The sequence below is a fragment of the Pseudomonas sp. ASL4 genome, from assembly GCF_056680395.1.
In genome coordinates, this window is the sequence record NZ_CM155280.1 from 5,106,161 (window position 1) to 5,118,255 (window position 12,095).

Here is a 12,095-nt window from a genome sequence, read left to right on the forward strand (position 1 = left end):
TTACTCTAAACCGCCAAAGACCTCTGTGGCGAGGGGGCTTGCCCCCGTTGGGTTGCGAAGCGACCCCAGCATTCCTTCAGGCATATCTCGCATACAGGTCATGCGACGGCTGCGCCGCCGAACGGGGTGGTGCGGCATTCCGACAAGCCCCCTCGCCACAGGGTTTGCATTCCATGGGTGTGACGGTGCTCAGGCGTAGACCGGCCAGGTATCGACGATTTTGCCGCCGCGTACAGCGAGCAAATCACCAAACTGCAACAACACCGACTCAGTCTGGGTCGGACGCAGGAACACTTGATCTTCCACCACCAATCCCACTGCGCTGGAGCCGTTGACCATTTCCTGGTTGGAGCTGCGGCCATACACGCCGTTGCTCTGCAATCCCTGGGGTGATTCGAACTCGGCCATCCAGTTGCCGCCATAAATGAAGAATGTCTCGCGCTGATTGGCGTCCCACCACGAGAACAGTTTCGACTTGTCGTCCAGCGCCGGAATGTTCACCGCGCCGGTGCTTTTCAACACCGGCGTGGCGATGTACGCCGCCGGCACATGGTCCACCAACGATGGCAAATCATAGTGCGTCGGTTTGAGCATCGCCGTGCCCACCGAGACTTCGCTGCTCAGGCTTTCCTGTTCGTGCATGCGATAACTCGGACTGCCGGCGGTATTGAGCGTCAGACCTTCACGCCACAAGCCCGGATACTGCTGACGAGTGAAATCGACACAGCGGTTGTAGATCACCATAACTTTGGCGAACAGTTCCTCGGGCGAACCAAGAATCCCCGGCACGCCCATGCCCACGAACGGGTCGTAGCCCATGAACCCGCCGAACTCCAGGTGTTGCGGGTGAGCGCTGATCAGCGCCAGCATCTGCCCGAGCACGCCCAGGTCGCTGACACCGCCGCGATGCAAGCCGACGTCCAGCTCGATGTTTACGCGCAGTCGCGTGCCCAGACCTTGCGCAAGCGCCAGGTATTGCCGGAGTCGCTCGGGGGTATCGAGCAACCACTGCAACTGCTTCGCCGGGTCGAATGGCCCTTTGTGGGTTTCGTAAAACAACTGCGCCGAACGCACCGGCAGCGGTTTGCCGAGCAGGATGTCGGCGTCGGGAAATTGCACGGCGTCGTGGTTGAGAAATGGCTGGTGAAATGACATCAAACGCTTCGTGCCGGCACGCTGGGCGATGTACGTCAGCAACCCTGGCGCCGGCAGGGATTTCTCCACCAGCCGCAAGTGTTTGCCGGCGCGCTGGACCGATTGCATCACCACGTCGATGTTGTGATCGAGGCGGTCCAGATCGATCAACATCACCGGACGCATCGGGCCGTGGTCCTTGAGTTCTCGATTCAACGCACGGAAATATTCGCTGTACGGTCCGCCCCTGTCCCCCGGTCGCAGCCATGCGCCAACGCCAATCAGCAAGGCGCCCACGCCTACACTGCCGAGCAGAAAATTGCGTCGATTCACGGCCATCAGCTCACCCCCAGAATCGACATCAGATGCGCGTTGAGAAACTTGCCGCTGGGGTCCAGCGCCTGGCGGACCTCGATGAATTCTCGCCAGCGTGGGTAGAGCGGCTGCAGGTTCTTCGCGTTGAGCGTGTGCAATTTCCCCCAATGCGGCCTGCCGTTGTACTTCCAGAAGATCGGTTCGACGGCGGCGAAGAAGTTGTGATGGTCCATCTGGTAATGCTGGTGAACCGAGATCGAGCAGCTGTCGCGGCCTTCGAACATGCTCAGGGGAATGTCGTCGGCTTTGACGTAGCGGTATTCGATGGGAAACCAGGTACGCAGGTCTTTGTCCTGAATCAGCTTGATGATTTCCCGCAGGCAGGCCGGGCCGTATTCGGCCGGCACCGAATATTCCATCTCGTTGAAACGCACGGTGCGCACGTTGGCGTAGATGTCGAACGAGTCGCCCACACGGTCATCGAAACTGGCGAGGTGGCGCAGGTTATTGAGCATGGTGCGGCGCAGGTCGGGGAAGTCGCTGCCGTACTTGTCGATCTTCTCGATCAGGGTCACGAACTCGTTGCCGCCCTCCTCATCTGCCGGGATCGGCGGCGTGGCCGGGTCGGTGGTTTCATTCAGGGCGATCGACAAGGCGTAGTCGGAATGGGTCACCACGAGCATTTCCCAGTGTTGGTTTTCCTGAGTGTTTTTGTCGATGTCTTCCAGCAGTTCTTCGGTTTTGGCGATCCACTGGCGTTCTCTCAGACGATAGGCCGGGCGATTTTGCAGGCGTATTTTGCTCGCCACGCCCAAAGCCCCGAGGGAAACCCGGGCAGCGCTGAACACTTCGGGGTGATGGGTGCTGTCACAGTCGAGCACTTCGCCGCTGGCGGTGACCAGTTGCAGGCCAGAGACGTGGGCCGAGTAGGATTGAAACGTCTTGCCGGTACCGTGGGTCGAGGTGGAAATCGCACCGGCGAGGGTCTGGTAGTCGATGTCGGCCATGTTCTGCAGCGCCTGACCGATGTCCTTGAGCGGCGTGCCCATGCGTGACATCGGCGTACCGCCGGCGAACTCGGCCTGCAACGTGCTGGGATCGTGGTCGAGCAGGCCGGTAAAGTAGCTCATGGACAACAGCGTGCCGTCGGTCGGCACCAGCGCGCTGAAGGAATGCGCCGAGCCGACCGGGCGGATCTTGCCGGGGGCCTGGCGAATCACTTGGGTCAGTTCATCGAGGTTTTTCGGCGCCAACCGCGCCGCCGGCAGGCAACTCTGGCCGCCGGACCAGTTGCGCCAGGGAATCAATCGTGGCGCGCGCAGCAGTTCGGCCAGCGCCGGGCTGGAACCGAGCGCAGTGAAGGCACCGATGATGCTCGCCCGTTGCAATAACTGACGTCGTGTCAGGTCCATTGTCATGAAGTGCACCTGCCGTTCTTATTGTTGGATGGACTGACCGGACATAAATGAAATCAGCGCCAGGAATTCTTCCTCGGAACACTGCATGCACATCCCCATCGGCGGCATGCCGTTGTAGCCGTTGATCGCGTGATCGAGCAGCGTGTCGGCGCCTTGCAGCACCCGCGGCTCCCAGGCTTTTTTGTCGCCGGTCATCGGCGCCCCGGCGGCGGGATTGGCGTGGCAGAGCTTGCAACTGTTGGCGTAGACCTGCGCCAGTGCGGTGTCGGTGGGTGCGGCGCTGCCGGCTTCGCTGCGGGTGGCCTGAGTTTTGGGTTCATCACCGCAAGCGCTAAGTAGCACAGCGGCGACCAGTAACGCCGCGTACCTGATTGTCGGCATAGCAGTCCTCTCGTTGAGTGCGCCAGCCAGCCGGTGCACATTTCTTATTCTGATCAAGGAGAGGCAACACTAAGCCAGGCACGTGGCGGGGTTGAGGGCATTGCCGGACATTAAGGGGGGCTTCTGAGGCCAGCAAATCTCCTGTGAGAGCGGGCTTGCTCGCGAAGACGGTGTGTCAGGCAACTACAAGACTGAATGGCCCACCGTCTTCGCGAGCAAGCCCGCTCCCACAATGGGCCGGCGTCGAACAAGCCACTCGCGGCAACATCAGCGACTATCTTGAATAAGCAACTTTCACCTGAGATGAGTCATGACAAGCGAGGTCGAGGTCTGCTAAAACGATTCATCAGTGCATCAGAATCCACACGGGGTAGCGACATGACCACAGCACACATCCTTGGCAATCTGTTTCCCGACAGCAGCGACATCCCGGAAAAATACCGCCTCGACGGCCAGACCGAGCAACGTGAATACCTGGTCGATGGCGAGTTACGAACCTGGAGCGGCCCCCTCGCCCAAGTCCGCAGCCCGGTGTATCTGACCGGCGAGAATGGCGATGAACAAGTGATCCTTGGCAGCACGCCGCTGCTGGATGCTGAAACCGCATTGACCGCTCTCGACGCCGCCGTCCGCGCCTACGACCGTGGCCAGGGCCTGTGGCCGACCATGCGCGTGGCCGAGCGCATTCAACACGTCGAATCCTTCCTGGGGCGTATGCGCCAGCAGCGTGACGCGGTGGTGAAGTTGCTGATGTGGGAAATCGGCAAGAACCTCAAGGACTCGGAAAAAGAATTCGACCGCACCTGCGATTACATCGTCGACACCATCAACGCCCTCAAGGAACTCGACCGCCGCTCCAGCCGTTTCGAGCTGGAACAGGACACACTCGGCCAGATCCGCCGCGTACCACTGGGCGTGGCGCTGTGCATGGGACCTTACAACTACCCGCTGAACGAAACCTTCACCACGCTGATTCCGGCGCTGATCATGGGCAACACCGTGGTGTTCAAACCGGCCAAGCTCGGCGTGTTGTTGATTCGCCCGCTGCTGGAAGCCTTCCGCGACAGCTTCCCGACCGGCGTGATCAACGTGATCTACGGCAGCGGCCGCGAAACCGTCAGCGCGCTGATGGCCAGCGGCAAGATCGATATCTTCGCGTTTATCGGCACCAACAAAGCTGCCAGCGACCTGAAAAAGCTTCACCCGAAACCACACCGCTTGCGCGCCGCGCTGGGCCTGGACGCGAAAAACCCCGGCATCGTGCTGCCCGAGGTGGACCTGGACAACGCCGTCAGCGAAGCGCTCACCGGTTCGCTGTCGTTCAATGGCCAGCGCTGCACCGCGTTGAAAATCCTCTTCGTCCATGAAGATGTGGTCGAGTCGTTCATCGAGAAATTCAACGCCAAACTCGCCACCCTCAAACCCGGCATGCCGTGGGACACCGGCGTGGCGCTGACGCCGCTGCCGGAAGCGAGCAAGGTCGAATACCTGCATTCGCTGGTGGCAGACGCGGTCAGTAAAGGCGCCACTGTGGTCAATCCCAACGGTGGAGAGGCCCGCGCGTCGTTCTTCTACCCGGCGGTGCTGTACCCGGTGAACCCGCAGATGCGCGTCTATCAGGAAGAGCAGTTCGGCCCTGTGGTGCCGATCGTGCCGTACCGGCATCTGGATACAGTGATCGATTACGTCCTTGAATCGGATTTCGGCCAGCAGCTGAGTATCTTCGGCACCAACCCGGTGGCGGTTGGCCGATTGGTCGACACCTTCGCCAATCAGGTCGGGCGCATCAACATTAACGCCCAGTGCCAGCGCGGCCCGGACACCTTCCCGTTCAACGGCCGCAAGAACTCCGCCGAAGGCACACTGTCGGTACATGATGCGTTGCGGGTGTTTTCGATCCGGACACTGGTGGCGACCAAGTTCCAGGACAGCAACAAAGCGCTCATTAGCGAGATCATTCGCGGGCGCGATTCGAGCTTCCTGACGACTGATTACATTTTCTGAGGAAACCTGACCTGAAAGCCTATCGCCTGCCACCCCTGATGCGCCGATTGCTGCGTCCGTTACTCGACCCTTATCGGCGCTATCGAAACGCCCGAGTCATCCACGCGGTACGGGTTTCTCTGGGGTTGCTGGCGACGATCCTGCTGACCACCGGCATCCACCTGCCCCACGGCGAGTGGGCGTCGGTGACTATGCTGGTGGTGATCGGCGGCTTGCAGCACCACGGCAACATTGGCAAAAAAGCCGCCGAGCGGGCAATAGGCACCTTGATCGGTGCAGGGGTCGGCTTGCTGCTGGTGGCACAACAGGCCTGGCTCGGGATGCCATGGCTGACTTATTTCGCGATGTCGGTGGTGTGCGGGTTCTTCTCGTATCACGCCATCGGCAAGGGTGGTTACACGGCGCTGCTGTCGGCGATCACCGTGTTTATCGTCGCCGGGCATGGCGACAACCCGGTCACTGACGGGTTGTGGCGCGGGGTCGATATCCTCATCGGCATCGCCCTGGCCCTGGCGTTTTCCTTTGCCCTGCCGCTGTACGCGGTGTTCTCCTGGCGCTACAACCTGGCCGATGCCTTGCGCGACTGCGCAACCATTTACGGGCGCATCATCAACGGCCAACCGGTTAGCGCTGACGAACACCTCAAAATCATGGGTCGCCTCAGCGCGGTGATGGTGCAACTGCGCTCGCTGATGCCATCGGTGTCCAAGGAGGTGCGGATATCCATGACGGAGTTGGACGCCATCCAACGCAATCTGCGTATGTGCATCAGCACGCTGGAGATCCTCGGTAACACCCGACCGGATGCCAGTGACCCGGTCGCCATGGCTCACCTGCAAACGGCGTTGAAGGCCGAGCACCGGCAGATCCGGGTGCAACTGATCGGGATGGCCCGGGCCTTGAAGTCCGGGGCGTCCCAGCGGCTCAATCGGCCGGTGGAGCTACCGGACGCCAGCCTCGATGCGCCGGTTTACAGTCCGCTGGATGGCTACCGCTTGTTGACCCGGCAACTGGCCGCCAACATCGGCGAAATGCGCCAGCGCCTGTCCAAGACTGCCCCGCGCTGGAACATCTGACTGTTACTGCGTGGCCACTCGACGCAGCTTCAAACCCCAGCCCTGCTGCATACCGGCGGCGGCCAGCAGGATAGCGGCGACGCCGAGCCATTGCAGCGGTTCCAGACGATGGCCGAAGGCAAACCAGTCGACGAAAATCGCCGCAATCGGGTAGATAAACGACAACGCACCGGTCAACGCCGTCGGCAGTTTTTGAATCGCGCCGTAAAGCAGCACGTACATCACGCCGGTGTGCACGATGCCCAGGGTCACCAGGCTGGCCCATGCACTTGGCGCTTGAGGCAACGCCGAAAAGTGCGCAAAGGGTGCGAGCAACAGTACGCCGGTGCAGACCTGGATCAACGCGATCAGGTGCGGCGGTGTGCCCGTCAGGCGCTTGATAATCAATGCAGCAATCGCGTATAGGAACGCCGCGCCTAGCGCCAGGCCGATCCCCACCAAGTAATCACTGCCACCCGCGCCCTGCTCACCGTGGGCGCTGACAATCGCCAGCATCCCCAGGAACGATATGCCCAGCCAGAACAGCTTCTGCAGGGTGATTTTCTCCCCAAGAAACAGCGCAGCCAAACCCACCAGCATGAACGGTTGAACGTTATAAACCGCCGTGCCAATGGCAATCGATGCGCGGGAGTAAGACGCAAACAGCAACAGCCAGTTACCGACAATCGCCACACCGCTGAGCACCGTCAGCAGGAATGTGCTGCGGGTCAGAATGCCCGACCGCAGGAAGCCAAACGCCGCGCAGATCAGCAATAAGGTGCCGGCACCGAACACACAGCGCCAGAACACCACATCCAGTACCGGTTGCCCGGACACCAGCACAAACCAGCCGATAGTCCCGGAAATGAGCATGGCAGCAGTCATTTCAAATGAGCCGCGGCGTAGTGTTTTGTCCATCATCAGACTCCTGTGTTTGAGCCCGAATTATGTCAATCCAACGGTGGTCTTCTCCAGCGCATAAATCAGGCTAAACTCGGCTTCTGCCTTTTTTATCAAGGCCGTTTCATTCAATTGCCTAACAGGGGCTTCGCCATGACCGACGACATTGATCAAGTGCTGATCAGCGCATTGATGGAGGATTCACGACGTTCGCTCAAGGCGCTGGCGCAGATCAGTGGCCTCTCCTCACCCAGCGTCGCCGAACGCCTGCGTCGTCTCGAAGAACGTGGCGTGCTCAAGGGCTATACGGTCGAGATCGATCCAAAATGCTTTGGCTACCAGTTGCAGGCGATCGTGCGAATCCGCCCGCTGCCGGGGCAATTACAGGAAGTCGAGCGGCAAATCCAGGCGATTGCGGAGTTCACCGAGTGCGACAAGGTCACTGGGGAAGACTGCTTCATCGCGCGCCTGCACGTGCGCTCGATGGAACAACTGGACACTCTGCTCGACCGCCTTAACACCCATGCTGAAACCAACACCGCCATCGTCAAGAAAACCCCGGTCAAACGCCGGTTGCCACCGATGGCGTGAATGGCGTTCTGTCAGGATCAGCGTAGATTTATTGGTTTGCGGCTAAGGATTGGCGGTATGAAGATTCAGGCAATGATGTTGGCGGCGCTGATGCTCGCGGGCTGCGGTACTGTGCAGACGGTGGTGCGCAGTGACGAAGCGGCGGTAAAAAGCCTCAAGGAGAAACGTAGCTACTGCGGCGCGGTGCCACGCATCTACAGCGGCGTGACCTATGATTTTTGCACCCTGCATGCGCCACTGGAGGCGGGCGTCGATCCGGAGAAGTACAACAACGGCACGATATTTGTGCTGATTGACGTGGTCATTTCAGGTGCCCTCGACACCATGCTGTTGCCCTATACCATCTATCGCCAGCAGGCCGATGGCAGCATTGTCGTGGCGGAGTAAGGAGCAAGCGAATGCTGTCCCACGTTTTTATCGGCATCACCGACTTTGATCGCGCAATGGCGTTCTACCAACCGATCATGGCTGCACTCAATCTGCAGACCAAATTCTGCGATTCGACCAAACCCTGGGCTGGATGGATGAGCAAGGACGCACCCCGTCCGTTGTTTGTCATCGGCACTCCGTTCGACGAACACCCGGCCACACCGGGGAACGGGCAGATGATCGCCCTGCTTGCTCCTAATCGAGAAAGCGTTAGCCGCTGCCATGCGCTGGCCTTGGCCAATGGTGGATCCTGCGAGGGGCCGCCGGGCCTTCGTCCGCATTACCACCCTGACTACTACGGCGCCTACATGCGCGATCCCGACGGCAACAAGCTCTGCGTCTGTTGCCACGAGCCAGGTTGAAATCAACGACCAGCACCGAATCGCAGACAATAAAAAACCCGCCTAAGCGGGTTTTTTACTCAAGACTTGCGATTAATCATCGCGGCTCATGATGCCGAAGATCTGCAACAAACTGATGAACAGGTTGTAGATCGATACATACAGGCTGATGGTCGCCATGATGTAGTTACGCTCGCCGCCCTGAATGATGGCGCTGGTCTGGAACAGAATGCAGACCGAGGAGAACAGCACAAAACCTGCGCTGATCGCCAGTTGCAGACCGCTGATCTTGAAGAACATGCCCGCCAGCGTCGCACCCAGCAACACGAAGAACCCGGCGGTGATGAAACCACCCAGGAAGCTCATGTCCTTGCGGGTGATCAGCACGTAGGCCGACAGACCACCGAACACCAGTGCAGTCATCGCGAACGCGGAACTCACGACTTCAGCCCCGCCCTGCATACCCAGGTAACGGTTGAGAATCGGGCCGAGCAAGAAACCCATGAAACCGGTCAAGGCAAAAGCCGACACCAGGCCCCAGGCCGAGTCACGGAGTTTGTTGGTAAGGAAGAAAAGGCCATAGAAGCCGATCAGCACCACGAAAACGTTCGGGTAACCGACACGCATCTGCTGAGCAACGAACGCCATCACACCGCTGAATGCGAGGGTGAGAGCGAGCAAGCCGTATGTGTTGCGCAGGACGCGGCTAACCTCTAGCTGCTCAGCCTGCACGCTGTTATTAACTGCGTAATCCTGTTCGCGCATAGCGACACTCCTGTTGGTTTGAAACGTTCAGTCGCAAAGATCATAACAGACGCTCTGTAACAAGCCATGCAGAGAGTTTGACAGTGTGTTTCATTCAGGTATTATGGCGCCCGCAACACAAACGGAGGTGTGGCCGAGTGGTTTAAGGCAACGGTCTTGAAAACCGTCGACTGTAACAGGTCCATGAGTTCGAATCCCATCGCCTCCGCCATCTTGAATACGTTAGAGCCCTGATTAGTCAGGGCTTTTTCGTTTCTGGGGTTTGGGAATCGGCGCTGATTTTTGGAGGCGTTACAAAACTATTTGGTAACCGTTACAAAACTAGCCGCTTTTCTTCCTCCTCCGGCGTCCTGCCGACCGCTTCAATTTCCCATATGTGTCACGACATTTCCGCTGCTACGCTGTCCTCAAAACTGAGGACTCGCAATGCCCCATTCAGACTTACTCCCTTCCCTGCTGTACAAGATCAATGAAAACCAACTCGCCCTTGAGGCCGCCATCATGGAGCTTCCCAACTGGGTCGAGGCACGTGGCGCAGCCGATGTCGCCGACAACGTCCGCGGCGCCCTGGACACCATCGACAAGAACGAGGAGTTCATTAAGCTGACGCTGGCAGTGCTGATGGCGCCGGATTAAAGCAATCTGAAAAACGGAAAGCTACCGATGTAATCGTGGCAGCGGCTGCCGAAACTATTGGCACAACGTCAATAGCGGATAGTATCTACTCTCCACAGTCAAAATGGGCGCCCAACCCGAGAGTTTGTGGCTGAGAGCACCTCAGAACAAATAAGTCATCGCAAGTTAAAAACTTATCCAGACTGCTCATATCTCCATCTACAAATAGCTCAGATCAGAGACGGAAAAATAGCAATTAAGTCATGTTAATTTTAAAGAAGCGCCGGTGTATTTAAAAGCTGGGGAGACAGAAGAGTTATTAAATAAGCGAAAAACACTAAATATTTCACATTCCTTTCACTGAATGGCTACATGCCTGGTATTAGTTTTCGGAGGTGTGGCTGGGCGTCGATTCACATTCTTTGCGTCTTCAATCTTCGCATTCCGAACAGACTTGTATAAAAGTGCAATCAGTGCAAAATCCAAGTTTAATTATTTTTTATTTAAATAAGCACTCAGGATGGTGTGACGTTGTACGCCACAAGAAAATTGTGTCAGGTGCAAAAGTGCGCTTGCGTGATCAAAGGCTTTTTCTGGTGATCACATAAAAACTCCGTCGATGGAACGAAGGATCAAAACGTTCGATTACTGAGATTTTAATTATGAACTCTTCTTCTGCTTCCGCGACGAACTATAGCATTATCCTCGTTAACTATAGGTCCCTTCAACTCACCCAGACCTGCCTAAACCTATTGTACGAAGGATTGCGGGAAATTGGGGTTCCCGTTTACGTGGTGGACAATGACTCAAACGATACGAGCAGCGAATACCTACGCACCTTGAACTGGGTCAACTTGATCGAGCGAAAATCATGGGGGCCCGAAGCTGGGAGCGTGGCGCATGGTCGAGCACTGGATATGGCGCTAGACAAGATTGAAACCGAATATGTATTTTTGCTGCATACCGATACATTTATTTATGACCCCGCTATTTTCCCCATGATGATTGACTCTTGCGCCGGCGCACACAAAGTTGCAGCGGTTGGATGCGTTGAGCAGTTGAATCGAGGCTGGACCAGATCTACCTGGCGCCTGGTTTCGCGATTTATCAAGCACTACTCTCGACGAGGCTTACGGGTGTTAGGGATGCAAGCAAAAGATCCTAAACCCTATAGAGAGACGTATTTAAAGAGCTTTTGTGCTTTGTGGAACGTACGATTAATTAAAAAACACGGACTTCACTTTCTAATGGATGATCGAAATCCCGGTTATGAACTGCAAGACAGAATGGTTGCGCTAGGCTATACGATCAACTTTATTTCTCCGCGAAAAATATTTAGTTATCTTGACCATCTTCAAAGCGGAACGGTCTCTGCGATGGGAGGCTATGCTGACACTCATCGAAGGGCCAAAATATATAATCAAGTAGTCGGCGAATACAAAGACAGAGGTGGCCGAAAAAGTTGAGTTACAGCCACTTGCCATCACATTTACAGCTCCTTGCTCACGGGGTTTAGCCCTAGGAGCTAAATTTTTATCTAAGATGGGCGTCGCAGTATAAAAGTGCATGGTTTATCTTCCGTATCCAAATCAATTGTTGTGGGCCCTCTAGCACCAGTCCTGAACTTTCCAGGTGCCCGCCGCACTGCCGGCCGTCAGCGCCACGTTCAGCACCAACAGCCCGACCAGCTTCTGCACCGGGCTCATGCCAGCGCCCGCCGCACGCCTTCAGTCAGAACCGTTTCGGGGTAGGCATACCCGGCGTTCTCGTGGTGAATGATCGCTTTCACGAAGCCCTGCATCACCGCCGGAATAGACAGATCGATCTGGGCACCAGGCTTGGTGCCAGTGTTCGCCTCGACGGCACGCACATAAGCGTCGGTGTCGTTCTCTGCCGAGGGTGCCCACCGGCTGATAATCGCCTTCACCGTCTTCAGCCCGCGCTTACGCTGGTACGTCATGCCCAGGGCTCGGATACCGTTCTCGGGTACGTCGAATCTGGCAAATCGCTTCTCGATAGCGGGGTCTGGCTTGAGCTACCCCTGCCACTGATTGGCTGGGTTGTAGTAAATGTTTCCGGGGTTGCGGTTGCGGCCCCGTGTGTCTTGTCGATGATTACACTTTTCTCCATGCGGAAATAGCGCTATC

At 57.4% G+C, this 12,095-nt stretch carries 12 protein-coding genes, 1 tRNA gene and 1 pseudogene; 8 read left to right on the top strand and 6 right to left on the bottom strand.

The window, feature by feature from the left end:
• Positions 1 to 189: 189 nt before the first annotated feature.
• The 3 genes from AC1MEW_RS22960 to AC1MEW_RS22970 all read right to left on the bottom strand — a co-directional run bounded on the left by AC1MEW_RS22960 (position 190) and on the right by AC1MEW_RS22970 (position 3,248).
• The gene (locus AC1MEW_RS22960) at positions 190 to 1,398 is read right to left on the bottom strand and encodes a DSD1 family PLP-dependent enzyme (RefSeq protein WP_201205298.1); all 1,209 of its coding nucleotides are present in this window, start codon (positions 1,396 to 1,398) and stop codon (positions 190 to 192) included.
• A gap of 74 nt (positions 1,399 to 1,472) precedes the next feature.
• Entirely contained in the window at positions 1,473 to 2,867 is a 1,395-nt protein-coding gene (locus AC1MEW_RS22965) for a D-arabinono-1,4-lactone oxidase (RefSeq protein ID WP_480423733.1), read from the bottom strand.
• Positions 2,868 to 2,885: 18 nt separating this feature from the next.
• Entirely contained in the window at positions 2,886 to 3,248 is a 363-nt protein-coding gene (locus AC1MEW_RS22970; RefSeq protein ID WP_201257262.1) for a c-type cytochrome, read from the bottom strand.
• Positions 3,249 to 3,626: 378 nt separating this feature from the next.
• Here AC1MEW_RS22970 and AC1MEW_RS22975 point away from each other — a divergent pair, with 378 nt between their 5' ends.
• Positions 3,627 to 5,252: an NADP-dependent glyceraldehyde-3-phosphate dehydrogenase gene (locus tag AC1MEW_RS22975; RefSeq protein WP_201204146.1), complete on the top strand. Its 1,626-nt coding sequence runs from the start codon at positions 3,627 to 3,629 to the stop codon at positions 5,250 to 5,252.
• Positions 5,253 to 5,290: 38 nt separating this feature from the next.
• The gene (locus AC1MEW_RS22980) at positions 5,291 to 6,328 is read left to right on the top strand and encodes an FUSC family protein (RefSeq protein ID WP_201204148.1); all 1,038 of its coding nucleotides are present in this window, start codon (positions 5,291 to 5,293) and stop codon (positions 6,326 to 6,328) included.
• Positions 6,329 to 6,331: 3 nt separating this feature from the next.
• Here AC1MEW_RS22980 and AC1MEW_RS22985 read toward each other — a convergent pair whose 3' ends face one another.
• Complete coding sequence (locus tag AC1MEW_RS22985) at positions 6,332 to 7,225, bottom strand: DMT family transporter (protein ID WP_322268308.1); 894 nt, start codon at positions 7,223 to 7,225, stop codon at positions 6,332 to 6,334.
• A gap of 135 nt (positions 7,226 to 7,360) precedes the next feature.
• Between AC1MEW_RS22985 and AC1MEW_RS22990 the strand changes: the two genes are divergently transcribed.
• Genes AC1MEW_RS22990 through AC1MEW_RS23000 form a run of 3 tightly spaced genes read left to right on the top strand, consistent with a single transcriptional unit; the run spans position 7,361 to position 8,589 of the window.
• Entirely contained in the window at positions 7,361 to 7,798 is a 438-nt protein-coding gene (locus AC1MEW_RS22990) for an Lrp/AsnC family transcriptional regulator (RefSeq protein ID WP_201257260.1), read from the top strand.
• 57 nt (positions 7,799 to 7,855) lie between these two features.
• Positions 7,856 to 8,185 carry a YceK/YidQ family lipoprotein gene (locus AC1MEW_RS22995; RefSeq protein ID WP_201257259.1) on the top strand — a complete coding sequence of 110 codons (330 nt, stop codon included), beginning with the start codon at positions 7,856 to 7,858 and terminating at the stop codon, positions 8,183 to 8,185.
• Positions 8,186 to 8,196: 11 nt separating this feature from the next.
• Positions 8,197 to 8,589, top strand: a complete 393-nt coding sequence (locus AC1MEW_RS23000; RefSeq protein ID WP_201257258.1) for a VOC family protein — start codon at positions 8,197 to 8,199, stop codon at positions 8,587 to 8,589.
• 72 nt (positions 8,590 to 8,661) lie between these two features.
• Here the strand turns inward: AC1MEW_RS23000 and AC1MEW_RS23005 are convergent, their stop codons facing one another.
• Entirely contained in the window at positions 8,662 to 9,333 is a 672-nt protein-coding gene (locus tag AC1MEW_RS23005) for a Bax inhibitor-1/YccA family protein (RefSeq protein ID WP_201204159.1), read from the bottom strand.
• Between the two features lie 123 nt (positions 9,334 to 9,456).
• On the opposite strand from AC1MEW_RS23005, the gene AC1MEW_RS23010 reads away from it, so the two are divergent.
• The 3 genes from AC1MEW_RS23010 to AC1MEW_RS23020 all read left to right on the top strand — a co-directional run bounded on the left by AC1MEW_RS23010 (position 9,457) and on the right by AC1MEW_RS23020 (position 11,414).
• Positions 9,457 to 9,544 (top strand) — tRNA-Ser (locus AC1MEW_RS23010).
• A 215-nt stretch (positions 9,545 to 9,759) separates the two neighbouring features.
• Positions 9,760 to 9,969, top strand: coding sequence for a hypothetical protein (locus AC1MEW_RS23015; RefSeq protein WP_201257257.1), 210 nt, complete (start codon positions 9,760 to 9,762; stop codon positions 9,967 to 9,969).
• 641 nt (positions 9,970 to 10,610) lie between these two features.
• Positions 10,611 to 11,414: a glycosyltransferase family 2 protein gene (locus AC1MEW_RS23020; protein WP_201257256.1), complete on the top strand. Its 804-nt coding sequence runs from the start codon at positions 10,611 to 10,613 to the stop codon at positions 11,412 to 11,414.
• A gap of 236 nt (positions 11,415 to 11,650) precedes the next feature.
• Here the strand turns inward: AC1MEW_RS23020 and AC1MEW_RS23025 are convergent.
• A pseudogene (locus AC1MEW_RS23025) lies at positions 11,651 to 12,094 on the bottom strand (structural protein).
• Position 12,095 lies beyond the last annotated feature (1 nt).

What these genes read in the sequence shown, in the direction of transcription:
- AC1MEW_RS22965 (WP_480423733.1), bottom strand. Translation starts at nt 2,867, where the DNA reads ATGACAATGGACCTGACACGACGTCAGTTATTGCAACGGGCGAGCATC.
- AC1MEW_RS22970 (WP_201257262.1), bottom strand. Translation starts at nt 3,248, where the DNA reads ATGCCGACAATCAGGTACGCGGCGTTACTGGTCGCCGCTGTGCTACTT.
- AC1MEW_RS22975 (WP_201204146.1), top strand. Translation starts at nt 3,627, where the DNA reads ATGACCACAGCACACATCCTTGGCAATCTGTTTCCCGACAGCAGCGAC.
- AC1MEW_RS22980 (WP_201204148.1), top strand. Translation starts at nt 5,291, where the DNA reads ATGCGCCGATTGCTGCGTCCGTTACTCGACCCTTATCGGCGCTATCGA.
- AC1MEW_RS22985 (WP_322268308.1), bottom strand. Translation starts at nt 7,225, where the DNA reads ATGGACAAAACACTACGCCGCGGCTCATTTGAAATGACTGCTGCCATG.
- AC1MEW_RS22990 (WP_201257260.1), top strand. Translation starts at nt 7,361, where the DNA reads ATGACCGACGACATTGATCAAGTGCTGATCAGCGCATTGATGGAGGAT.
- AC1MEW_RS22995 (WP_201257259.1), top strand. Translation starts at nt 7,856, where the DNA reads ATGAAGATTCAGGCAATGATGTTGGCGGCGCTGATGCTCGCGGGCTGC.
- AC1MEW_RS23000 (WP_201257258.1), top strand. Translation starts at nt 8,197, where the DNA reads ATGCTGTCCCACGTTTTTATCGGCATCACCGACTTTGATCGCGCAATG.
- AC1MEW_RS23005 (WP_201204159.1), bottom strand. Translation starts at nt 9,333, where the DNA reads ATGCGCGAACAGGATTACGCAGTTAATAACAGCGTGCAGGCTGAGCAG.
- AC1MEW_RS23015 (WP_201257257.1), top strand. Translation starts at nt 9,760, where the DNA reads ATGCCCCATTCAGACTTACTCCCTTCCCTGCTGTACAAGATCAATGAA.
- AC1MEW_RS23020 (WP_201257256.1), top strand. Translation starts at nt 10,611, where the DNA reads ATGAACTCTTCTTCTGCTTCCGCGACGAACTATAGCATTATCCTCGTT.